Source organism: Brevundimonas sp. NIBR11 (genome assembly GCF_027912535.1).
Taxonomy (GTDB): domain Bacteria; phylum Pseudomonadota; class Alphaproteobacteria; order Caulobacterales; family Caulobacteraceae; genus Brevundimonas.
The window spans coordinates 290,412-312,079 of sequence record NZ_CP115465.1; the positions used below are offsets into that span (position 1 = coordinate 290,412).

The window sequence follows — 21,668 nt, forward strand, 5'->3', positions numbered from 1 at the left end:
GCGGCCGTTTGTTCGCCGGGATTCGGTGTAAGGGGACGGCCATGACCGCACAGCTTCTTCCCGGCGCCACCGGCGTTCTTGCCCTCGCCGACGGCACGATCTTCCAGGGTATCGGGGTCGGGGCGACCGGCTCGGCGCTGGGCGAGGTGGTCTTCAACACGGCCATGACCGGGTATCAGGAGATCCTGACCGACCCCTCGTACATGAGCCAGATCCTGGCCTTCACCTTCCCGCACGTCGGCAACGTCGGCACAAACGTGGAAGACATCGAGCAGATGGGCGGCGGATCCGATACTTCGGCGCGGGGCGCGATCTTCCGCGACCTGCCGACCGATCCGGCCAACTATCGGTCCGACTCGACCTTCGACGCCTGGATGAAGCGGCGTGGCGTGGTCGGTCTGGCAGGCATCGACACCCGCGCCTTGACCCAGCGCATTCGCGACCACGGCGCGCCCCACGCGGTCATCGCCCACAATCCGGACGGCCAGTTCGACCTGGAGGCTCTGGTCGCCCAGGCGCGGGTCTGGACCGGTCTGGAAGGCCTCGACCTCGCCAAGCCCGCCTCGACCCTGCAGGCGTTCGAGTGGGACGAGGGTCTGTGGGCCTGGCCGGAAGGTCACCCGAAGACCGAGGGCCGCAAGACCGTCGTGGTCGTCGACTATGGCGTGAAGCGGAACATCCTGCGGGCCCTGGCTTCCACCGGCGCGAAGATCACCGTGGTGCCTGCGACGACGACCGCCGAGGAAATCCTGTCCCGCTCGCCTGACGGCGTGGTCCTGTCCAACGGCCCGGGCGATCCGGCGGCGACGGGCGAGTATGCGGTGCCCGAGATCAGGAAGCTGGTGGAGAGCGGCAAGCCGGTCTTCGGCATCTGCCTCGGCCACCAGATGCTGGCCCTGGCGCTTGGGGCCAAGACCGTGAAGATGGATCAGGGCCACCACGGCGCCAACCATCCGGTCAAGGATCTGACGACCGGCAAGGTCGAGATCGTCTCGATGAACCACGGCTTCACGGTCGATCGCGACAGTCTGCCCGACGCGGTCGAGGAGACCCACGTCAGCCTGTTCGACGGCACCAACTGCGGCATCAAGCTGAAGGACCGCCCGGTGTTCAGCGTACAGCACCATCCCGAGGCCTCGCCCGGGCCGACCGACAGCCTGTATCTGTTCGATCGCTTCAGCGACCTGATGAAGGTCTGACATGAGCGGTTCGGCGGCGTCATCGGCCTATCTGGGCTGGCTGGGCGCCGCACTGGCCGCCCGCGTCGACGACGCCGGGTCCGGGTCCGAGGGCGGGTCCATCGACGCCGTGCTGGGCTACGCCACCGGCTATGACGCCCACGACATCGCCCCCTTCGTGCGGTCGCTGAGGGCCGTGTTCGACGGCGAGATCGCCCTGGTGGTCGACGATCGCAACGACATCCGCGCCCTCTTCGACCTGCACCGGGTCCGGCTGTTGACGCCGGCGAAGATCGACGGGTGGGAGCCTCACGCCGTCATGGCCCGGTTCGCGGCCTTCGATCGCCATCTGTCGGGCCGGACCGATATCCGCAGCGTCCTGATCACCGACGTGCGCGACGTGCTCTTCCAGAAGTCGCCCTTCGCGCCGCAGCCGACGGGGCTGGAGGCCTTCGTCGAGGGCGACCGGCTGGGCGACCACGCCTTCAACATGAAATACCTGCGCGCCCTGATCGGCGAGGCGATGGCCGAGGCCTTGGCGACCGCGCCGTCCGTCTGCGTCGGCACGGTGATGGGCCCGCGCGCCGAGATCATCCGCTTCTGCCGCTTGGTCCTGATGCTGGCTGCCATTCCGCGTTCGGAGTTCGGCGGGGCGTTCGGGGCCGATCAGGCGGCCTGCAACATCGCGATCCACATGGGGCTGCTGAAGGCTGAGGTAAACGACAACTACGGCCGGGTCGCCACCATCGGCCTGACGCCTGGCGAGACCCTGGGCCTGAAGGATGGGCAGGTGGTCAACCCAGACGGCACGATCAGCGCCATCGTCCACCAGCATGACCGCCATCCGCAGCTGGCCGAGGCGATGCACCAGCGTTGGGGCGAGGGCCTAGAGGTTCGCGAACGGGTCCGACCCAAGAGCGCGGCCGAGCGTCGGCGCAAGATGCGCGACTCGTTCATGCGCCGCCTGCCGGAGCTGCGCTGACGCTATTCGGATCCGTCGAAGTGATCTTTTATCTTCGACAGGACCTCGATTTCTAAGGCCAGGTCGCTGGCTTAGGGCAAGGGCGCGAAGCTGCGTTCTTCGCGCAGAGCACAAGCCTTCTGCACCGCGACCGGGGCCGCATGCAGCCAGTAATCGGCGTCCTCTGGCCGATGCGCCCTCTTGCGTTCGAGGCCGCGCAGGCGACGTTGAGCCGCATTGGCGAGCAGGCGCGCGTGCAAAGCGCGCGGCGTCAGGTCGTGAGCGGTAGGAGCGTAGGGCGTGGCGACGGGATCGGGTCCAATGGGCTCGATCGCCGGCTGGGTTATGGCGATGAACATGGGAACGGCTCTGGCTGGGAACTGAGATCGGCTCTTCTGCGCCGGAGTAACAGTGGATTAACCCTGTCGTCTGTGGATAGTTCCGCAATCCGACCGAAAAATGTCCATACAATACATGAGCTTATAGCCGCGCTTTCGCCCGATTGGTTAATGACTGGTTAATGGCGCCGCTCGCCGTCGGGGCGAGGTATACAGGAGAGGTGCGTTTCGATGACCGCTTCCTCGATGAACTGAAGGCCCGCCTTCGCCCGTCCGACGTCATCGGGCGGTCCGTCAAGCTGAAGAAACAGGGTCGCGAATGGGTGGGCTTGAGCCCCTTCTCCAAGGAAAAGTCGCCGTCCTTTTTCGTCAACGACGACAAGGGCTTCTTCCACGACTTCAGCTCGGGCAAGCACGGCGACGTCATCTCCTTCCTGCAGGAGACGGAGCGGCTGAGCTTCCCGGAAGCCGTCGCGCGGCTGGCCGCCGAAGCTGGGATGCAGATGCCGGCCGAGGATCCGCAGGCGGCCGAGCGGGAGGCGAAGAAGCAGGGCCTTTCGGACTGGATGGACCTTACGCAGAAATGGTTCGCGGCGAACCTTCGACGCTCGGTCGGCAAGGCGGCGCGCGACTACCTGGAACGACGCGGCCTGCCCGAGGATCAGTGGGAGCGGTTCGGTCTGGGCTACGCGCCCAACGATCGCGAGGGGTTGAAGGCGGCCCTGGTCCAGCGCGGCGCAAAACCAGGCGATCTGATCGAGATGGGGATGCTGATCGCGCCGGAGGGCGGAGGGGCCCCCTACGACCGGTTCCGCGACCGGCTGATGTTCCCGATCCTGGATGCGCGTGGGCGACTGGTCAGCTTTGGCGGCCGCGCCATGAACCCCGACGACCGGGCCAAATATCTGAATGGTCCGGAGAGCCCGCTCTTCCACAAGGGCTCGACCCTGTACGGCCTGCCCGAGGCGCGGCGCATCCTCGGGGCCGAGTCCAAATCGACCCAGGCGATCATCGTCGTCGAGGGATATATGGACGTCATCGCCTGCCAGCGCGCGGGCCTGCCGGCCGTGGCGCCTATGGGTACGGCGCTGACCGAGGAGCAGATGGCCCTGCTGTGGCGGGTCTCGTCCGAGCCGATCCTGTGTTTTGACGGGGACGGGGCGGGGCAGAGGGCGGCCTATCGCGCCATCGAACGCGCCCTGCCGCTGCTCAAGCCCGGCCGGTCGTTCCGCTTCGCCCTCTTGGAAGGCGGGCAGGATCCGGACGACATCCTGAGGGACAAGGGCGCCCCGGCCCTGCGTCAGGCGATGCAGGAGACACGCACCTTCGCCGAGGTCCTGTTCCGCCGCGAGGCCGAGGCCGAGCCGTTGGATACGCCCGAGCGGAAGGCGGGGCTGAAGGGGCGGCTGCGCACGGCTGCGGCGGCTATTCAGGACAAGGATCTGGCCGAGCAGTATCGCCGCGACCTGTTCGACCGCTTCGACGCCCTGTTCCCGGGCCGTGCCGCGCCACAGCAGCGGCTCCAGCAGGGCGGCGGACGCTGGCGGCCAGGACCGCCGCCGAAGCTGGGGCAGACCGCCGAGGGGGCCTCGGCCATGCAGGCGCTGAGCCGCTCGATCGAGCCGATCGCGGCGGCTCTCGCCCACGGCGCAATCGAGGACCCGGAGCGGATGGACGACCATCTGGAGGCCATCGCCAGTCACGGCTTTGGCGATCCGTCGCTGGACGGATTGGCGCAGGAGTTGGTGAGGCTCCGTTTCGGGGGCCAAACGCTTGACAGCGCGGCCCTGCGTCGCCATCTCGCGACTTCCGGACACGATGCTTTAGTGCGCGAGGTCGAGAAGGCGGCGGCAAAGTCCGGCGCGCCTTTCCTGGCCGCAAATGCGCCCCTCGCCGAAGCAAGGGTCCGGTGGTCGCAAGGCTTCGACGCCCTGACCCGCGTGGCGGGACTGGACGCGGCGCTGGCGTCAGCGAAGTCGGGGGCGGATCACGCTTTCGACGCATCCGCCTTCAGTCGTCTGAAGGCGGAGCGCGACGCCTTGCGACGAGCCATCAAGACCGGGACGATTTGGGACGATGGAGCGCGTTCGTAACGAACTCGGCCCCGGCGCGTTCTCTTTCGGAACGACTGTTGCAATTTTGCCGAGGGGCCGGCGGCGGCGACCTCGACGCGGAGAGTTTGACTGAATGACCGATACGCAGGAACAGCCCGAGACGACGACCGCTGACGGGCCGCTGCTCGACCTGACCGACGCCGGGGTCAAGAAGTTCATCAAGCAGGCCAAGGCGCGCGGCTATGTGACGATGGAGGAGCTGAACAAGGTCCTGCCGTCCGAAGAGGTCACCCCGGACGCCATCGAAGACACCCTGGCGATGCTGTCGGAGATGGGCGTCAATGTCGTCGAGGCCGAGGAAGACGCGGCCGAGAGCTCGGGCGGCGAAGTCGCCGAACGGGCCGAAACCTCGGTCACCGAGGGCGACGCCAAACCGACCTATGACCGCACCGACGACCCGGTGCGCATGTACCTGCGCGAGATGGGCTCGGTCGAACTGCTTTCCCGCGAGGGCGAGATCGCCATCGCCAAGCGGATTGAGGCCGGTCGCGACGCGATGATCTCGGGCCTGTGCGAAAGCGCCCTGACGTTCGAGGCCATCATGGTCTGGCGTGACGAACTGGCGAACAATCGCATCCTGCTGCGCGAGGTCATCGACCTGGACGCCACCTACGGCGTGCTGAACCCCTCGTCCCTGCCGCACAACCAGCCCCAGCCGCCCATCCCCGGCCAGCCGCTCCCGCCCAAGTCTGAGGACGAAGGCGCGGAATCCGAAGGTGAAAAGCCAGAAGGGGATGAGGAGGACGAGGATTTCGACGATGGCGGCGGGATGTCGATCTCGGCGCTGGAGGCGGAGCTGCGCGATGGGGTCATGGAGACCCTGGACGCGATCGCCGGCGACTTCGACGCCTTCCGCAAGCTGCAGGAGAAGCTGGTCGAAAGCCGGCTGAAGGGCGAGGAGCTGAACGCCAAGGACCGCAAGGCCTATGATGCACTGTCGGCGGCCATCTCTGGCCGGCTGAAGACGCTGAAGCTGAACAACAACCGTATCGAAGCCCTGGTCGAACAACTCTATGCCATCAACAAGCGGCTGATCGGTCTGGAAGGCCGCCTGCTGCGGATGGCCGACAGCTACGGCATCTCGCGCCCCGAGTTCCTCAAGGCCTATTTCACCAAGGAGCTGGACCCCAACTGGGCCGAGCAGGTGAAGGACATGGGTGTCCGCTGGACCAAATTCAGCGACGACCAGTCGACCCAGATCGCGACGATCCGCGGCGACGTCGCGGCCGTGGCGACCGAGGCCGGCCTGCCCATCGACGACTATCGCCGCATCGTCCAGACCGTCCAGAAGGGCGAGCGCGAGGCCCGTCAGGCCAAGAAGGAGATGGTCGAGGCCAACCTGCGCCTCGTGATCTCCATCGCCAAGAAGTACACCAACCGCGGCCTGCAGTTCCTGGACCTGATCCAGGAGGGCAACATCGGCCTGATGAAGGCGGTCGACAAGTTCGAGTACCGCCGCGGCTACAAGTTCTCGACCTACGCCACCTGGTGGATCCGCCAGGCGATCACCCGCTCGATCGCCGACCAGGCGCGCACCATCCGCATCCCGGTGCACATGATCGAGACGATCAACAAGATCGTCCGCACCAGCCGCCAGATGCTGCACGAGATCGGCCGCGAGCCGACCCCGGAAGAGCTGGCCGAAAAGCTGGCCATGCCGCTGGAGAAGGTCCGCAAGGTCCTGAAGATCGCCAAGGAGCCGATCAGCCTCGAGACGCCGATCGGCGACGAGGAAGATTCGCACCTGGGCGACTTCATCGAGGACAAGAACGCGATCCTGCCCATCGACGCGGCCATCCAGTCGAACCTGCGCGAGACCACCACCCGCGTGCTGGCGTCCCTGACGCCGCGCGAGGAGCGGGTCCTGCGCATGCGCTTCGGCATCGGCATGAACACCGACCACACGCTGGAAGAGGTCGGCCAGCAGTTCTCGGTGACGCGCGAGCGCATCCGTCAAATCGAGGCCAAGGCCCTGCGCAAGCTGAAGCACCCGTCGCGGTCGCGCAAGCTGCGGAGCTTCCTGGACAGCTAGGGCGTAGAGCTTAGGTCTTAGGTCTTAGGGCTTAGGATTTAAGGGCCGCTTCCGGCGACGGGGCGGCCCTTTTTTGCGGTCAATGCGCAAGCCTGCCCCGACCCAGGACTTCGTGGAGAATTCGGGGACGCCGAAACTGCAGAATGCGGGACAGGCGGGACGCCGATACGGCCGAATCTGACGTTCCGGTCTGCAATGACCGCCGTCATGGACCACTTCAGACTTCGCAAATATCGCGGCCCCGAGACCTGGGCCAAGGTGCGGGAGGCCTATCTGGCGGGCGAACCGGCGCCCTCGGTCGCCCAGCGCTTCGACGTCAGCCTGTGCAATCTCAGGAAGAAGACCAGCCGCGAGGGCTGGACCCGCCACGCCATGGCGCGTCGTTATGACCTCAAGCCGGTGCGCGGCGCGCCCGCCGGTCCGCCGCCGGCCATCGGCCCGTTGCCAGAAGCCCTGAACCTGCCGTTCGAAGTGAACGAGCGGCCGGTGAGGGTTTCCCAAGCCGTCGAACGCGCTGCCGCCCGCGCGGCCTGGCTGATCTCCGAGGGGAGGGCGTCGGAAGCGGAGATCCTGCTTCGCGCGGCGAGGAACCTGTCGGATCTCTCGCTCCGACACATGGGCATTCGGTGAGCCTGAGGTCGCCCGCTTGGCGGAGAGTGTCGCGCTTGGGCGGGGAGTAGACATTCGGTGCGGTCGTCAATCCGCTTTCAAATCCCCTTCAGCGGCCGATAACTCTGCTTCGACCCAGGTTGCGCGGGCTTTCTGTTGTGCGATCGACAGATCGACCCGCCGCCTCTCCACACGATCCAGCCCGGAACCGTAGGTTTCCAGATCAGCGATGTTGGTCTTGAGGACGACCAGCAGACTGGCCAACTGCTTCAGACGGACCGCGCCCGGAAGTTCGTCCCATAGACCGGATCGAAGGCGAAAAGGATCCAGTCCCAGTCCGGCAGCGCGATCCAGATCGCAAATCCAGTTATCGAGCGCTTCAACGCCATTAGCGGTCAAAGTCAGACTGCTCCCCTTGCGCGCGGACATCTGCGCCTCACCGTGGATGAGCCCGTGAGCCGTAAGCCTTCGTATCGCCGGGTAGACGGCGCCTGAACTGCCGCTCCATTCCACCGACGGCGAACCGAGGAAGGCCTTTCGGACCTTGAAAGCGGTCTCGGCTCCCCGGTGGTGGATCTCCGACAGGATTGCGCCTTCCAGTTCGGTCAGTGTGGCTGAGCCTCGCGGACCTTTCGAAACATTCATTCGCGCCACGCACTCCATATAGTGCTAATCGCACTATAACCCGCGATTGGAATATCGATGTCGCTCTTTGCCTTGCATTCCTCGACCAACGCCAGTGGGCGCTTCCTGAGCCGACGTCGCTTCATTCTTGCCGCAGGTGTCGCGCCATTGGCGATCGCCGCGCTCCCCGCAGGGGTCCTGGCAAAGGCGCCCGGCGGTTCCTGGGGCATCGACTTGGCCAACCTGAGCCAGACAATCTCTCCGGGCGACGCCTTCTTTGACTACGTCAATGAAGGTTGGCTTCGCACGGCGGTCAGTCCCCCAGGCTATGCCGAGTACGGCGAAATCAACGCCATGTATCTGCGCACCGAGGCCTGGACGAATGCGGTTGTTCAGAGTGGACGAGTGGGCGGGACCGGCGTCGCCGATCCGAAGCTTGGCGCGCTGTACGCCAGCTTCATGGACACCGACGCCATCGAGCGCAGAGCGACCGCGCCGATCCGGGCGGACATCGGCGCGATCCTGACCATCCCGGACCACGCCGGCGTGGCGAGGTGGATGGCCAGGCCCGTCTCCCATGCGATCGTCGGAAACTATGTTTTCCCGGACGAGACTAACACTCGCCGCACGCTCCTGCATCTCGATCAGCAGACCCTGGGCTCGCGTATTCTCGGCCTGCCGTCACGTGTGCATTACGAGGATCAGGGTGGCGAATACCCCGCGCTTCGTATCGCCTATCGCGATCACATCGTCAGAATGCTGGAACTCGCCGGGGTCGCCGACGCAAACACGGCCCAAGCCGATGCGGTCGTCGCGCTTGAAGCCAGCCTGGCGGCCGCTATGTGGACTGCGGAGCAGCTTCGCGACCGTCGGCTGAACTACCATCTGATGAGCCGCGCAGACCTTCTGGCGTATGCTCCCGGGTTCGATTGGAACGCCTATCTCGAGGCTGCGGGTTTCGGCGACGTGGAAGAGATCGTCCTCAATACCGATACCGCCATTCAGGCCAGCGCTGCGATCTTCGCCGAAACCCCGGTCGAGACCTGGCGCACCTATCTCGCCTTCCACTGGATCCAGAACCTCGCCTATCTGCTGAACGCGGAAATCCAGGAGACCAGTTTCGCCTTTTACGGTCGAAGGCTCGCCAGGCAGGAGACCCAGAGAAGCCGGGAGGCGCGTGGCATCGGTTTCGTGAACCGCAACCTGCCGGACCTCATCGGCAAGGCCTACGTCGCCGAACATTTCTCGGCCACGCACCGCGACCGGATCGAAGCCATGGCTGTCCTGCTCAAACGCGCCTTCGCAGCCCGGATCGCCCACGCCGACTGGCTGGATGACGTCACCCGGTCGGTCGCCCTGTCCAAGATCGAAAAGATGGGTCTGAAGCTGGGCTATCCCGACACGCTCAGGGACTATGCGGAGGTCGATCTCCGACCCGATGATGCAATCGGAAATCTGCACAGTCTCAACGCGGCGAAGGCCGCACAGGATCGGCTCCAGCTGGACGATCGGCAGCATCCCTGGCCCTGGCACCTGGCGCCCCACGCCGTCGACGGAAGTTACAGTCCACAGTTCAACGCCGTGACCTTTCCCGCAGGCATCCTGCAGGCGCCGGCCTTCAGCCTGACGGCGGACGCCGCCGTCAACTTCGGCGCGATCGGCGCTGTCCTCGGGCACGAGATGGCGCATGGCTTCGACGATCAGGGCTCGCGGTTCGATGACGAGGGAAACATGCGGGACTGGTGGTCGCCGGACAGTCGCGCGGCGTTCGAGGCAAGGGCCGAGAGGTTGGTGGCGCAATACGACGGCTACGAACCTCTACCCGGGGTCAACCTGGGCGGACAGCGGTCGCTTGGGGAAAACCTCGCGGATCTGGTCGGCGTGACCCTGGCGCTCGATGCGTTCAGGCTGCACGCAGGAGAGACCGGGATGGACATGAACGCCCACTTCGACGGCTTTACAGCCGAACAGCGGTTCTTCCTGGGTTGGGCTCAGTTCTGGCGCACACTGACGACCGAGGAGGCTCTGCGCCGCCAATCCCAGAGCGCCTATCATTCGCCGGCGCGGTATCGGGTCAACGGCGTCGTTCGCAACATAGACGCTTGGTACGAAGCGTTCGATGTCGGGCCGGACGCGGCTCTGTATCTAGCGCCGGACGAAAGAGTAGCGATTTGGTAGGGTCCCGGAGTCCGGGATCGGATCTTCACGTCTGGTCGAAGGCGGACGCGCCGAACGTCTCGGATGAGGCGACCTCCGTTGAACAGCGACTGGCCCCTAACTCTGACTGGCTCAACGCGCGGTCTTCGTAGCGGACCACCTCGCCCACGCCACCGCGCCGACAGACGCCGCAATGAGCGCTGCGAAAATCCAATCCCACGGTCCATCCACCAGAAGGGCGCCGACGAGGCCGGTCAGGCTGAGGACGCCGAGGATCAACGGCCAGCGGAAGATCGTCCAGAGACTTCGTTGTTGGCTACAGCTCGCGACGCGGTCGCTCGTTTGAGCCGCAGGGTTGCGCTTCGTCATGCGCGCTTCTTCTTCTTGCCGAGCCACAGGTAGAGGCCCGAACCCAGGATCACGATCGTCGCGAGGTCCAGCAGGGCCCAGAGGATCTTCAGGGCCAGTCCGCCGTAGTCGCCGAAGTGGAGGGGCTGGGAGAGGCTGAGGGTCTTCACGTACCAGGGCATGGAGGCGACGGCGGCCAGCTCTCCGGTGCGGATGTCGATCAGGGCGGGCGTGATCATGTGCGTCGTCAGCGGCGTGTCGCCGTGGAAGAAGACCGCATAGTGGTGGTCGGTCGTGTACGCCGTGCCGGGGAAGGCGACGAACTGGAGTTGCATGCCGGGCAGGGCCTGTTGTGCGCGCTCGACGGCGGCGGCGAGGGAGGCGCGCTCGGACAGGGGGGCGGGGCTTGAGTGGGCGGCGGCGAGCTCGGCCAGGGCGTCTTCCTTCCAGACCGCAAGGATCGGGGTGGCCAGGGTGTTGACGATGCCGGTCACCCCGACGACCAGGACCCAGGCGACGGTCACGACGCCCAGCAGGTTGTGCCAGTCGAGCCAGCGGGTGCGGGCGGCCTTCTCCAGACGGAGCGTCCCGAACGGAAGGCGACGCATGAAGGGGGCGTAGAGGACGACGCCGGACACCACGGCGACGACCAGCAAGAGGCCCATGAAGCCCAGGAACAGCATGCCCGGCAGACCGAGGAACATGTCGGTGTGAAGCTGGAGGATGAACTCCATCACCGGATGGCCGGCGACCAGGGGGGCGGCGTCGCCCGAGGTCTGGTCGATGGGCTGGAAATGATAGGCGGTCGAGCCGGGCGGGGCGGAGGTGACGTTCACCACCGGCCGGTCCTCGTCGAAGCTCATGAAGGCGGGGACGTCGCCGGGGTGGCGGGCGAGCGCGGTGTTCAGGACCTGATCGAGGTCGAGCTTCGGGCCGTCGGGGTTCGCCGCCTCCCAAGGCTCCTGGAGGAGGACCTCGTTGAGCTCATGGGAGAAGACCAGCGGCAGGCCCGTGACGCACAGCATCAGGAGGAAGAGCGTGGAGACCAGGCTCGACCATCTGTGCGTAAAGGACCAGGCGCGGATCGTCGACGGCTTCACCGGCTTCAGAACGCGGTGGAGACCGAGACGGACAGGGTGCGCGGGGCGCCGAGCGTCAGATAGTTGGCGCCCGGATAGCCGCCGACGGCGACCCACTGGTTCTCGTCGGCGATGTTCTCGACGCGGGCGCGGGCGGTGAGGTCGCGACCCCCGACGGTGAAGGCGTAGCGGACGCCGGCGTCGAACCGGGTCCAGCTTTCCAGCTGGACGGTGTTCAGGGCGTCGACCTCCTGCTCGCCGGTGTAGACAGCGCGGCCTTCCAGCGTGAGGCCGGACAGTTGCGGCACGTCCCACTCGACGTTGACGTTGCCCTGGATCTCGGGGGCGCCGATCGGCGTCTTGCCCTGCAGGGCGGCGGTGGCGGTGCGGGTCAGTTCGGCTTCGAGGACGGTCCAGCCGCCCAGAAGGCGCAGGCCCTCGCGCGGCTCGCCGAAGAAGGCGATCTCCAGGCCCTGGTTGCGCTGTTCGCCGTTGGCGCCGAAGCGGTTGTTCTCGATGAATGCGCTCTGCTGCGTGGTGCGGAACAGGCTGACCGAGCCGCCGAAACGACCCACGTCGTACTTCATGCCGACCTCGACCTGTTCGCCGACGTAGGGCTCCAGCACCTCGCCGGGGTTGGTGATCTGAACGCCGCCGGGGGTGTTGAGCGGGGCCGTCTGGCCGGGGATCAGGGCCTCGGCATAGTTGGCGTAGAGGGAAATCTCGGGGATCACCTTGTAGACGACGGCGAAGGCCGGGGTGATGGCGTCGCTCTGGTACTCGGTCAGGAGGGCGCCGGTGTTGTAGTCGAAGGCCTTGGTCTCGATCTCCTGATAGCGGGCGCCGAGCGTCACCAGCAGGCGGCCGTCCATGAAGCCGAGCATGTCGGCCAGCGCCAGGCTGCCGTAGTCGACGGCGCCCACTTCACGCGGCGACGACAGATCGCCGCCGACGAAGAAGTTCGGGACAGGCGGGGCCACGGTGACCGGGTTGTACAGGTCCGAGGCGAAGCCGGCGAAGTTGGAGAAGGCGTAGGCGTTCTTCTCGCGCGACCGGACCATGGAGGCCGAGGCGACGATGCGGTGGTTCACCGGGCCCGTGGCCAGCTCGGCGCGGACGCCGATGTCGCCGGACCAGACGCTGTCCTTGCGGTGGTTGTCGAAGCGGTAGGCCGAGGTGACGCCGTTCGGCTGGGCCGTGGGGTTGGCCAGGCGGTTGTTCTCCTCGCCTTCGCGCGCGCCGAGGGCGGCCCAGGCGGCGACGCTGTCGGTCAGGTCGAACTCGCCGCGGGCGACGCCGAACAGCTGTTCTTCGTCCGTATAGGTCCAGGGCTGGGCGAAGTTGGACGAGGCGTCGGGCGCGGCCGGGACGGCGCCAGTCGGGGTCACGGTCGGGCGCGGAGCGTCGATGCGCTGGTCCTGCCAGCCCAGGTCGGCCGAGAAGCGGGCGCGGTCGCCGCGACGGTCCAGGCCCAGGCCGACGACGTTCAGGGTGCGCGACTGGTCGTCCACCGCGCCCTCGCCGTCGCGACGGGCGACGTTGAAGCGGACGCCGTATTCGGCGTCGGCGCCGAAGCGGCGGGCGACATCGGCTGCGACGTAAGACTCACCGCCGCCTTCGAGACCGACGGTGGCGCGGGTCAGGGGAACGTCGCCCGCGCGCTTGGGGGTCAGGTTGATGCTGCCGCCGATGGCCGAGCCGCCGGGGGCCGCGCCGTTCAGGAAGGCGGTGGCGCCGTGGAAGACCTCGACCCGCTCCAGGAACTCCGAGGCCACGAACTGGCGCGGCAGGATGCCGTAGAGACCATTGTAGGTCATGTCGTCGGAATAGATCGGGAAGCCGCGCAGGATGTAGAGCTCCTGAAAGTTGCCGAAGCCCTTGGAGACGCGGACGGCCGGATCGTTCTGGAGCACGTCGGCGACGCTGCGGGCCTGCTGGTTGCGGGCCAGGTCTTCCGTGTAGGCGGTGACGGCGAAAGGGGTGTCGAGCTGGCCGAGCGTCCCGAACAGGCCGACGCGGGCCCCGCGTGCGACCTGACCGCCGGCATAGGGGGCGGAGATGCGGACCTGAGAGCCCGTGACCACGACCTCGTCCAGCTGATCAGCCTCCTGTTGCGTCTGGGCCTGCGCGACGGCGGCGATCACGAAGAAGACGGTGGTGGAGAGGACGAGCGTACGGACCATGGACAACGACACATGTGAATGAGAATGCGTCGCATATAGGTTTGTGCAGATGCGAACAAGCGTCGCTTTTGTCGCGGCCGATCGCAGACAGGCGTGAGAACGGCCCCGCCGAGGCCGGGGGCGCCGCTTCGCCGATCAGGCGGGGGACCCGATCAGGCCGGCACGCGTCGACGCTGAACCCCCAGGGCCGCGCCGCTCGCCAGGATGATGCCGAACAGGATCATCGCCCACTCGGACAGGGTTGGGACGGCGGCGGGCGTGGCTATGACCCGAGTCACCACCGTGGGATCTGTCGTGGTTGCGGTGCTGCTCGCCGGATCGGGGCCGGCGCTGCTGCAGGTACCGGGTGCGGCGCCGCCGCCTCGTCCGTAGCAGACGTAGTTGCCGCGCGCTTCCACGCCATTGGTCCGCATCTCGACATAGGACAGGCGCGAGTTCGGATCCGTCGGCGTAGAGGTCGTATAGGGAGGGCCCGGCGTGCGCTCCACCAACAGGTCGTAGCTGACGGGCGTGCCGGTCGCATCCGTCCCAAAGCTGCCGAGGAGAATGGCGGCGCCGCCGGAGGGGCCGGTGGTCGTCCGGACCCCGTCACTCAGGGAATAGGCGGTGATGGCCGCCCTTCGGTCGGCGGCGGGGAGGTTGGCCGCGAGCGGCGCAGCGAAGGTCAATGTGACGATCGCGCGCTGGCCGGTCGTGTAGGTGGCGCATTCTCCGACGGTGCAGGCGCCATTGGCGTTGGTGATCGCCTGATAGAAAGCCGAGGAGAAGGTGTAGGTCGTCTCCTGGGCAATGGCCTGGTTGGCTACGCCGCAGGTGAGGGCGGCCACTGCGATGGCAGCGAAACGGCGCAGGCGAGAGCGCCCAGTGCGCGCCGACAGAACGCGATGGATACGAAGCACGAATTCCCCCCGGTCAATGAAAGTTTACGGACGCCAGCCTCCGAGCGGGCGGGTAAACCACAATCTGGAGCCCAGGGTAGTCAGCCAGCCTGCCTTGTGCGTCCCAAGGTTGGGACGCCGATGCTCTTGACTTCCGGCCGGTTCCCCAGGCTGGCGGACAGCCGGTCTCAGGCCGCCTGGGACTGAGCCTCGACCGCCGGCTTTTCCATCCGCTCGATCAGCCCGGCCAGGGGCAGGGGACGGGCGATTAGATAGCCCTGGGCGGTGTCGCAGCCCATGCCGCGCAGCAGGGCCAGGGCGGTCGGCGTCTCGACGCCTTCGGCCGTGATGGTCATGCCCAGGCTGTGGGCCAGGTCGATGGTCGACTTGACCAGAAGCGCGTCCTTGGCGCTCTCGTCCAGGCTCATGACGAAGGCCTTGTCGATCTTGAGTTCGTCGGCTTTGATCCGCTTGAGATAGGCCAGGGACGACAAGCCTGAACCGTAGTCGTCGATCGACACCGCGATCCCCGCCGCCGAGAACCGCTCGATGATGCCGAGCGCCACTTCCGGATTGTCGATGACCGCCGTCTCGGTGATCTCGAAGCACAGGTCCGCGTCCGAGGCGGCGACGGCCTGAAGGGCGAAGTCGGCGAAGCCTTCGTCGGAGAGCAGACGGCCCGAGATGTTCACGGACATCGTCACCCTGTGCCCGGCCTCGGCCAGGACCTTCTGGTCGGCGATCGACTGGCGCACCGCCCATTCGGTCAGAGCGCGGATCTGGCCGGTCTCCTCGGCCATGGTGATGAAGAGGTCTGGGGACACGAAGCCGCGGCGCGGGTGGTTCCACCGCATCAGGGCCTCGACCCCGGTGATGGCGTCGGCGCGCAGGTCGTATTTCGGCTGATAGGCCATCCAGACCTGGGCCGTCTCCAGGGCGCCCATCAGTTCGCCGATGAGGCTGAGATTGCCGACCGGGTCGCCATAGGCGTGGGCGTCGAACAGGGCGGCCTTGCGGTGGGCGACGCGGGCCTGATCCAAGGCGATGGAGGCGCGGTCCAGGGCGGAGTCGACGCCGCCGACGCTGCCGCGCGTGCGGGCGAGACCGGCGCTCAGGGAGGCGTCGACCGTGGCGCCGATCAGCTTCACCGGCGTATCGGCGACGGCGCACAGGCGGGCGGCCTCGCGGATCGCATCCTCGTCGCTTTCGGCGTGCAGGATCATGCCGACCACGCCGGCGGCGACGCGGGCCACGCGGGCGCCGTCGGCGGCGGCGTTCAGGCGCTGGGCCAGGGCGCCGACCAGCCGGGCCATGGAATCGTAGCCGATGGCGTTCCGCACCACGCCGAAGCGATCGACCCCGAAGGCGATGACATAGGCGTCCGTCCGGCTGGCCTCGCGTTCGAGAGACAGCCGGTTGGGCAGGCCCGTCTCCTGGTCGTGCAGGGCCATGTGGGTCAAGCGGGCCTCACGGTCGCGGATGTCTCCGGCCATGGCGTTGAAGCTGGCGGCGAGGCGGCCGATCTCGTCGGCGGAGGTCACCGCCACCTCGGCGTGCTCGCCGTTCTGCAGGCGGTGGACGGCCTCGTCCAGTTCCGTGATGGGCCGCGTCAGGCCGCGCGACAGCATCCAGGTGCCGACCATCAGGATGCCCAGCCCGACAAGGCCGATGGCGCCGAGCGCCCAGAACATCGCCTCGAACGGCTTCATGGCCAGGGCCATCGGATAGCTGAGGGTCAGAACCGCCGGAGCGGCGGTGTCGAAGCTGGGCAGGGGACTGGCCAGGACCATGGCCTCGCCGTTCGAAGTGCGGGCCGTGACAGGCTTCTCGTCTCCGGCCGCCAGGACGCGGTCGATGGCGCCCCCCAGGGCGCTCGGAGGGCCGGCCATGTCATGCCAGCCGTCCGCCGCCGAGGTCTGCACCGACGCGGACAGGGGAATGGCCGACAGTCCTTCCAGAGTGCGCATCTGCGACTGGTCCAGGCGCTCCACGAAGACGACCCAGCCGATCAGCACGGGGGCCATCACCGGGGCGGAGACCGCCTGATAGGACTGGCCGTTGATGCTCAGCACCCCGGCCTCGATGTCGCCGCCGTTCAGTCCCCGCCACAGGGTGTCGGTGGTGGCGTCGTCCAGTGTCACCCCGGCGGCTGTGACGTAGCCGTCCGCGCCCAGGATCAGGGCGCCATCCACCTTCTGACGAGCGCGCAGATTGTCGAGAGCCGAGCGCACGGTCGGTTCGTCATTGGTCGCGATCGCTTCGCGGAATCCGTAGTCCTGGGCCAGGACGGACGCGCCCTGGTGCAGCTGGGCGGTCTGGCTTCCCCAGATCTGGCCGTAGACGGCGCCGGTCGCGCCCAGTTCGTCGCGCACCAGGCTGCGGGCGCTGCCCGTGATGGCCGTGAACACCGCCAGCGCCACCAGCATCAGGGCGATGCCGAACATCCCCATGTAGAGGACCGTCAGACGGGTCCTCAGGTTGGTGAAGCGGGCGACGATCATCGCACCGCGGCCCGGGCGGAAAAGTCGCCGGTCGCGGTCTGGCGCCCCGGTCCCGCGCCGATGGTCAGGGCGTAGGGCATCTCGTTGCCGCGCGTGTTCAGCTGCGGATGCCAGACGACCAGACGGGCCGCGCCCGCCGGGATGGCCGGGATGGTCACGTCGCCCGTCGCATTGGTCTTGCCTGCGTAGGGGGTGTCGACGACGCGGACATAGGCCAGCATCTGGTCGTGGATGTTGCATCCCAGGGCTGCGACCCCGGCGGCCGTGAAGACGTGGGTCCGGGTCTGGTCCCGGCCGAACAGCTCGATCTCGAACCGGTTGCCGCGCGAGAAGGAATAGATGTGGTGACGCACCCGATCCAGGTTGGGGAAGGAGACGGTCCCGCCGACCGGGGCGATCAGGACATAGGGCTGGAACTGGATGTCGTGCTGCACGATGCGCAAGGGCCAGGAAAAGCGGATCGGCCCGCGCGGAACCCCGGCGTTCGGCGTCACCGTGACCACCGCATCGCGCACCGGCCGCCCCGAGTTGTCGCGCACGCTGACCGTCAGGTCGCCGGCGAAGGCGGGGCCGCAGATCAGAGCCAGGACAATCGACAGAAGAATGCGCATGGCCCGTCTGTAAATGATCCCCATGAAGTCCAAGTAAACCGTAATACAATCAGGGGTAGTATTCGGCTATAACTTTGGTGCGGTCGAACAACTCCGTCGAGCAATGCTTTACCGCGCCTTAAGTGCGATCGCCTTACTGGCGGCTAGCTCCCCGCACTCCGAGGCCCAGCCGTGAAATCCGTATCGCCGATCCTCGCCTGCCTGATCGTCTGCGCGGCTGCGCCCGCGACGGCGTCGGCCCAGGCCTTCGACTGGGTTCCCGACAGCCGTACGGGCGGCAAGCTTCTCCTGACCGGCGGGGTCTCGACCATCGAAGGATCGGGCGGCGGCGGCCTGGCGACATGGGCGACCACGACCGGCTATGGCGATGAGGACGGCATCGGCGCCAACGTCCATGCCACCTATGTCAACGTGCCCGACTACGAGTTGCGCTCCTGGGGCGCGGCCGTGGGTCTGTGGGACCGGGTCGAACTGTCGGTCGCGCGTCAGGAATTCGACACGGGCGCGACGGGCTCCGCGCTCGGTCTGGGCCAGGGTTTCACCTTCACCCAGGACATCGTGGGGATGAAGGTCAAGCTGATCGGAGACGCGATCTATGATCAGGACACCTGGCTGCCGCAGGTCGCCGTCGGCGTCCAGCACAAGTCCAACGACCAGGGCGCCATCGTGCGCGCCGTCGGCGGCCGCGACGACGAGGGCACGGAATACTATGTGGCCGCGACCAAGCTGTTCCTAGCGAACAGCCTGCTGGTCTCGGGCGCCGTCCGCTACACCAACGCCAACCAGACGGGACTGTTGGGCTTCGGCGGCGACCGGAACGACGACCTGGAGCCCCAGTTCGAGGGTTCGGTCGGCTATCTGCTGAACCGCAACCTCGTGGTCGGCGCCGAATACCGGACCAAGCCTGACAACCTCGGCTTCGCGAAGGAAGACGACTGGGTCGATGTCTATGCGGCCTACGCCCTGAATAAACATCTCTCTGTCACGGCCGCCTGGGTGGATCTAGGGTCCATCGCGACCTTCCAGGATCAGCGCGGCTTCTATCTTTCGCTCCAGGCCGGGTTCTGACCATGCGCATCCTGCTTCTCGCCGCCGCCGCGTCGCTGCTGGCCGCCCCCGCCTTCGCGCAGGATGCCGAGGCCGATGACTTCGTCATGCCGCCCGTCGTCATGTCGACCGAACATCCGGACGAAGAGGCCGTCGAACCCTACGAACAGTCCAACGCCCACGCTGGCGCCACGCCGTTCGAAGGCACCGCCATGTGGGAGGCCTTCCACGGTCAGGAGGGCGTCGACCGCATCGTCGACGCCATGGTGGATCGCAACATCGCCGATCCGCGCATCGCCGGAACCTTCGTCGGCCACGACCTGGTCCGCATCCGCCGCACGCTGAAGGAGCAGTTCGCCTACATCCTCGGCGGACCGGTCGACTACACCGGCCGCGACATGGCCTCGTCACACCGCGACCTCGGTCTGCAAGCCGCCGACATGGGCGCCCTGGTCGAGAACCTGCAGATCGCGATGGCGCAGGAAGGCGTGGCGTTCAGCGCCCAGAACCGCTTCCTCGCCAAGCTCGCCCCCATGCGCCGCGACGTAGTGGTTCGCTAGAAACCTATTCCGCACCGCAACAAAACTGTTGCGCGCGGGTTGTCGCCCGGTCCACGCTGACGGTTCAGCAAGACGCGGGAGCGACCGTCACGTTCGACGAGATGTCAGGCCACGCCGGATCGACCGAGGTCCGCAAGAGCTACCGGACGCTCGCCCGGTGGCTCGAGACCGCGCCGGCCGACCTGCTTCAGGCGCGGTCGCGCCAGGCCGAACTCTTCTTCCGCCGCATGGGCGTGACGTTCGCGGTCTATGGCGACGTCGAATCCAACGAGCGGCTGATCCCCTTCGACGTGGTGCCCCGCATCATCGGCGCGAGCGAGTGGGACGAACTGGAGAGGGGGCTGAAGCAGCGGGTGTCCGCTCTCAACGCCTTCCTGAAGGACATCTACGGTCCGCAGGAGTGCATCAAGGCCGGCATCGTCCCGGCCGAACTGATCTTCACCAACCCCCACTACCGGCCCGAGATGCAGGGCCGCCGGCCGCCGGGCGACGTCTGGACCCATATCTGCGGCGTCGATCTGGTTCGCACGGGCGAGGACGGCTTCGTGGTGCTGGAGGACAACTGCCGCACCCCCTCGGGCGTCTCCTACATGCTGGAGAACCGCGAGATGATGATGCGGTTGTTCCCCGACCTGTTCGCCGAGCACCGCATCCGGCCGGTCGAGACCTATACCGACATGCTGCTGGCGAGCCTTCGCGCCTCCGCGCCCGAGCAGGCCGGCGCCGATCCGAACATCGTCGTCCTGACGCCCGGCCCCTTCAACTCGGCCTACTACGAACACTCCTTCCTGGCCGACAAGCTGGGGGTCGAGCTGGTCGAGGGCCGCGACCTCTTCGTCGATGACGACGTCGTCTACATGCGCACCACCGAGGGCTCGCAGCGGGTCGACGTCATCTATCGCCGCGTCGACGACGACTGGCTGGACCCCCTGACCTTCCTGCCGCAGTCGACGGTCGGCGTGCCCGGCCTGATGGCGGCCTATGCGGCGGGCAATGTGACCCTGTCGAACGCGGTCGGCACCGGCGTCGCCGACGACAAGGCCGTCTACACCTATATGCCCGAGATCATCCGCTTCTTCTCAGGGGAGGACGCCATTCTCGGCAACGTCCCCACGTGGCGTTGCCGCGAGCCGGAGGCGCTGAAGGAGGTGCTCGACAAGCTGCCCGAGCTGGTCGTGAAGGAGGTCGGCGGCTCCGGCGGCTACGGCATGCTGGTCGGTCCGGCCTCGACCAAGGCCGAGATCGAGGACTTCCGAAAGAAGCTGATCGCCGACCCCGACGACTTTATCGCCCAGCCGACCCTGGCCCTCTCGACCGCGCCGACGCTGGACGGCTCCGGCGCCCTGTCGCCCCGCCACGTCGACCTGCGCCCCTTCGTCCTGTCCAGCCCCGCCGGCGTCCGGGTCGCGCCCGGCGGCCTGACCCGGGTGGCGCTGAAACAGGGCTCGCTGGTCGTGAACTCCAGCCAGGGCGGCGGCACAAAAGACACCTGGGTGTTGGACGACTAGATGCTGAGCCGCACCGCAGAAGCCCTGTACTGGACCGGCCGCTATATGGAGCGCGCCGATTTCCTGGCGCGCATCCTGGAGGCCGCCGTGCGCCTTGCCGCGCTCCCGGCGCGCGACGGCGCGGCCGCCACGGCCTGGGCCTCGGCCATCGCCTCGGCCGGGGTGTCGCGCCAGTTCGCCGCCAGCGCCCGCACGCCGTCCGAGAAATCGGTCCGCGAATACCTGGCCTTCGCCCCGGACAATCCGTCGTCGATCCGCGCCTGCATCACCGCGGCCCGCACCAACGCCCGCTCGGTCCGCACCGCCCTGACGATCGAGCTGTGGGAAGCCATCAACGGAGCCTGGAACGGGCTGAACGAATTCGGCGAACCGACCAAGCGCGACGACTTCGTGCGCTTCCTCGAATGGGTGAAGAACGTCAGCCTCGCGGTCGAGGGCGCGTCGTCGCGGACGATGCTCAGGAACGACGCCTACTGGTTCCTGCGCCTCGGCATGGCGATCGAGCGGGCGGACAACACCGCCCGCCTGCTGGACGTGAAATACCATCTGCTGCTGCCGGCCGGAGAACGGGTCGGCGGCCAACTCGACTATTTCCAGTGGACGACCCTGCTGCGCGAGGTCTCGGCCCTGACCGCCTATCGTTGGGTCTATCGGGAATCTGTGCGTCCCTGGCTGGTCGCCGACCTGATGGTTCTGAACCGCCAGATGCCGCGGTCGCTGGCCAGCTGTCAGGGGATGATCGTGTCCTACCTCGACCGGCTCGCCACCGACTACGGCCGCCGCGGCCCGGCCCAGCGTCTGGCCTCGGCGCGCCTGACGCGGTTCAACGAGACCAATATCGAGGAGATCTTCCAGTCGGGCCTGCACGAATACATCTTGGCCTTCCTGAGCGAGAACAACGCCCTGGCGACCGCCATCCACGATCAGTACCTGGTCTGAC

General features: G+C 67.1%; 17 protein-coding genes. 10 read left to right on the top strand and 7 right to left on the bottom strand.

Annotated elements, in window-relative coordinates:
- The first annotated feature begins 41 nt into the window (after window positions 1–41).
- Together carA and O5O43_RS01410 are read left to right on the top strand one after the other, a co-directional pair.
- A complete protein-coding gene (gene carA, locus O5O43_RS01405; RefSeq protein WP_271085146.1) occupies window positions 42–1,199 on the top strand; it encodes a glutamine-hydrolyzing carbamoyl-phosphate synthase small subunit in 1,158 nt (385 codons plus the stop codon).
- Between the two features lies 1 nt (window position 1,200).
- Window positions 1,201–2,160 (top strand): hypothetical protein, encoded by a 960-nt coding sequence (locus O5O43_RS01410; protein WP_271085147.1) that lies wholly within the window; start codon window positions 1,201–1,203, stop codon window positions 2,158–2,160.
- Window positions 2,161–2,231: 71 nt separating this feature from the next.
- On the opposite strand, the gene O5O43_RS01415 is transcribed toward O5O43_RS01410, so the two are convergent.
- The gene (locus O5O43_RS01415) at window positions 2,232–2,498 is read right to left on the bottom strand and encodes a hypothetical protein (RefSeq protein ID WP_271085148.1); all 267 of its coding nucleotides are present in this window, start codon (window positions 2,496–2,498) and stop codon (window positions 2,232–2,234) included.
- 200 nt (window positions 2,499–2,698) lie between these two features.
- Between O5O43_RS01415 and dnaG the strand changes: the two genes are divergently transcribed.
- The 3 genes from dnaG (at window position 2,699) to O5O43_RS01430 (ending at window position 7,253) form a co-directional block, all read left to right on the top strand.
- Window positions 2,699–4,570, top strand: coding sequence for a DNA primase (dnaG, locus tag O5O43_RS01420; protein ID WP_271085149.1), 1,872 nt, complete (start codon window positions 2,699–2,701; stop codon window positions 4,568–4,570).
- Between the two features lie 94 nt (window positions 4,571–4,664).
- Complete coding sequence (gene rpoD, locus O5O43_RS01425; protein WP_271085150.1) at window positions 4,665–6,623, top strand: RNA polymerase sigma factor RpoD; 1,959 nt, start codon at window positions 4,665–4,667, stop codon at window positions 6,621–6,623.
- Between the two features lie 207 nt (window positions 6,624–6,830).
- A complete protein-coding gene (locus tag O5O43_RS01430; protein WP_271085151.1) occupies window positions 6,831–7,253 on the top strand; it encodes a hypothetical protein in 423 nt (140 codons plus the stop codon).
- Between the two features lie 66 nt (window positions 7,254–7,319).
- On the opposite strand, the gene O5O43_RS01435 is transcribed toward O5O43_RS01430, so the two are convergent.
- The gene (locus O5O43_RS01435; RefSeq protein WP_271085152.1) at window positions 7,320–7,877 is read right to left on the bottom strand and encodes a hypothetical protein; all 558 of its coding nucleotides are present in this window, start codon (window positions 7,875–7,877) and stop codon (window positions 7,320–7,322) included.
- Window positions 7,878–8,024: 147 nt separating this feature from the next.
- Between O5O43_RS01435 and O5O43_RS01440 the strand changes: the two genes are divergently transcribed.
- Entirely contained in the window at window positions 8,025–10,034 is a 2,010-nt protein-coding gene (locus O5O43_RS01440) for a M13 family metallopeptidase (RefSeq protein WP_271085153.1), read from the top strand.
- A 344-nt stretch (window positions 10,035–10,378) separates the two neighbouring features.
- On the opposite strand, the gene O5O43_RS01445 is transcribed toward O5O43_RS01440, so the two are convergent.
- The 5 genes from O5O43_RS01445 to O5O43_RS01465 form a co-directional block, all read right to left on the bottom strand.
- Complete coding sequence (locus tag O5O43_RS01445) at window positions 10,379–11,557, bottom strand: PepSY domain-containing protein (protein ID WP_271085154.1); 1,179 nt, start codon at window positions 11,555–11,557, stop codon at window positions 10,379–10,381.
- Window positions 11,467–13,623 carry a TonB-dependent siderophore receptor gene (locus tag O5O43_RS01450; RefSeq protein WP_271085155.1) on the bottom strand — a complete coding sequence of 719 codons (2,157 nt, stop codon included), beginning with the start codon at window positions 13,621–13,623 and terminating at the stop codon, window positions 11,467–11,469. Before O5O43_RS01450 ends, O5O43_RS01445 begins: the two co-directional genes overlap by 91 nt.
- A gap of 152 nt (window positions 13,624–13,775) precedes the next feature.
- Complete coding sequence (locus tag O5O43_RS01455; RefSeq protein WP_271085156.1) at window positions 13,776–14,522, bottom strand: IPTL-CTERM sorting domain-containing protein; 747 nt, start codon at window positions 14,520–14,522, stop codon at window positions 13,776–13,778.
- Window positions 14,523–14,689: 167 nt separating this feature from the next.
- On the bottom strand, window positions 14,690–17,002 hold the full coding sequence (locus O5O43_RS01460; RefSeq protein WP_271085157.1) for an EAL domain-containing protein: 2,313 nt from the start codon (window positions 17,000–17,002) through the stop codon (window positions 14,690–14,692).
- Window positions 16,999–17,613 (bottom strand): methylamine utilization protein, encoded by a 615-nt coding sequence (locus O5O43_RS01465; protein ID WP_271085158.1) that lies wholly within the window; start codon window positions 17,611–17,613, stop codon window positions 16,999–17,001. Before O5O43_RS01465 ends, O5O43_RS01460 begins: the two co-directional genes overlap by 4 nt.
- A gap of 171 nt (window positions 17,614–17,784) precedes the next feature.
- Between O5O43_RS01465 and O5O43_RS01470 the strand changes: the two genes are divergently transcribed.
- From O5O43_RS01470 to O5O43_RS01485, 4 genes are all read left to right on the top strand, one after another.
- Window positions 17,785–18,681: a DUF3034 family protein gene (locus O5O43_RS01470; RefSeq protein ID WP_271085159.1), complete on the top strand. Its 897-nt coding sequence runs from the start codon at window positions 17,785–17,787 to the stop codon at window positions 18,679–18,681.
- 2 nt (window positions 18,682–18,683) lie between these two features.
- Entirely contained in the window at window positions 18,684–19,220 is a 537-nt protein-coding gene (locus tag O5O43_RS01475; protein WP_271085160.1) for a group 1 truncated hemoglobin, read from the top strand.
- Window positions 19,221–19,321: 101 nt separating this feature from the next.
- On the top strand, window positions 19,322–20,728 hold the full coding sequence (locus O5O43_RS01480) for a circularly permuted type 2 ATP-grasp protein (protein WP_271085161.1): 1,407 nt from the start codon (window positions 19,322–19,324) through the stop codon (window positions 20,726–20,728).
- A complete protein-coding gene (locus O5O43_RS01485) occupies window positions 20,729–21,667 on the top strand; it encodes an alpha-E domain-containing protein (protein WP_271085162.1) in 939 nt (312 codons plus the stop codon). It begins immediately after the preceding gene.
- The last annotated feature ends 1 nt before the right edge of the window (window position 21,668 follow it).

Bases quoted from the DNA above. Each gene is read 5' to 3' on its own strand.
- O5O43_RS01480 (WP_271085161.1), top strand. From the start codon at position 19,322: ATGTCAGGCCACGCCGGATCGACCGAGGTCCGCAAGAGCTACCGGACG.
- O5O43_RS01475 (WP_271085160.1), top strand. From the start codon at position 18,684: ATGCGCATCCTGCTTCTCGCCGCCGCCGCGTCGCTGCTGGCCGCCCCC.
- rpoD (WP_271085150.1), top strand. From the start codon at position 4,665: ATGACCGATACGCAGGAACAGCCCGAGACGACGACCGCTGACGGGCCG.
- carA (WP_271085146.1), top strand. From the start codon at position 42: ATGACCGCACAGCTTCTTCCCGGCGCCACCGGCGTTCTTGCCCTCGCC.
- O5O43_RS01430 (WP_271085151.1), top strand. From the start codon at position 6,831: ATGGACCACTTCAGACTTCGCAAATATCGCGGCCCCGAGACCTGGGCC.
- O5O43_RS01465 (WP_271085158.1), bottom strand. From the start codon at position 17,613: ATGCGCATTCTTCTGTCGATTGTCCTGGCTCTGATCTGCGGCCCCGCC.
- O5O43_RS01485 (WP_271085162.1), top strand. From the start codon at position 20,729: ATGCTGAGCCGCACCGCAGAAGCCCTGTACTGGACCGGCCGCTATATG.
- O5O43_RS01460 (WP_271085157.1), bottom strand. From the start codon at position 17,002: ATGATCGTCGCCCGCTTCACCAACCTGAGGACCCGTCTGACGGTCCTC.
- O5O43_RS01450 (WP_271085155.1), bottom strand. From the start codon at position 13,623: ATGGTCCGTACGCTCGTCCTCTCCACCACCGTCTTCTTCGTGATCGCC.
- O5O43_RS01410 (WP_271085147.1), top strand. From the start codon at position 1,201: ATGAGCGGTTCGGCGGCGTCATCGGCCTATCTGGGCTGGCTGGGCGCC.
- O5O43_RS01435 (WP_271085152.1), bottom strand. From the start codon at position 7,877: ATGAATGTTTCGAAAGGTCCGCGAGGCTCAGCCACACTGACCGAACTG.
- O5O43_RS01415 (WP_271085148.1), bottom strand. From the start codon at position 2,498: ATGTTCATCGCCATAACCCAGCCGGCGATCGAGCCCATTGGACCCGAT.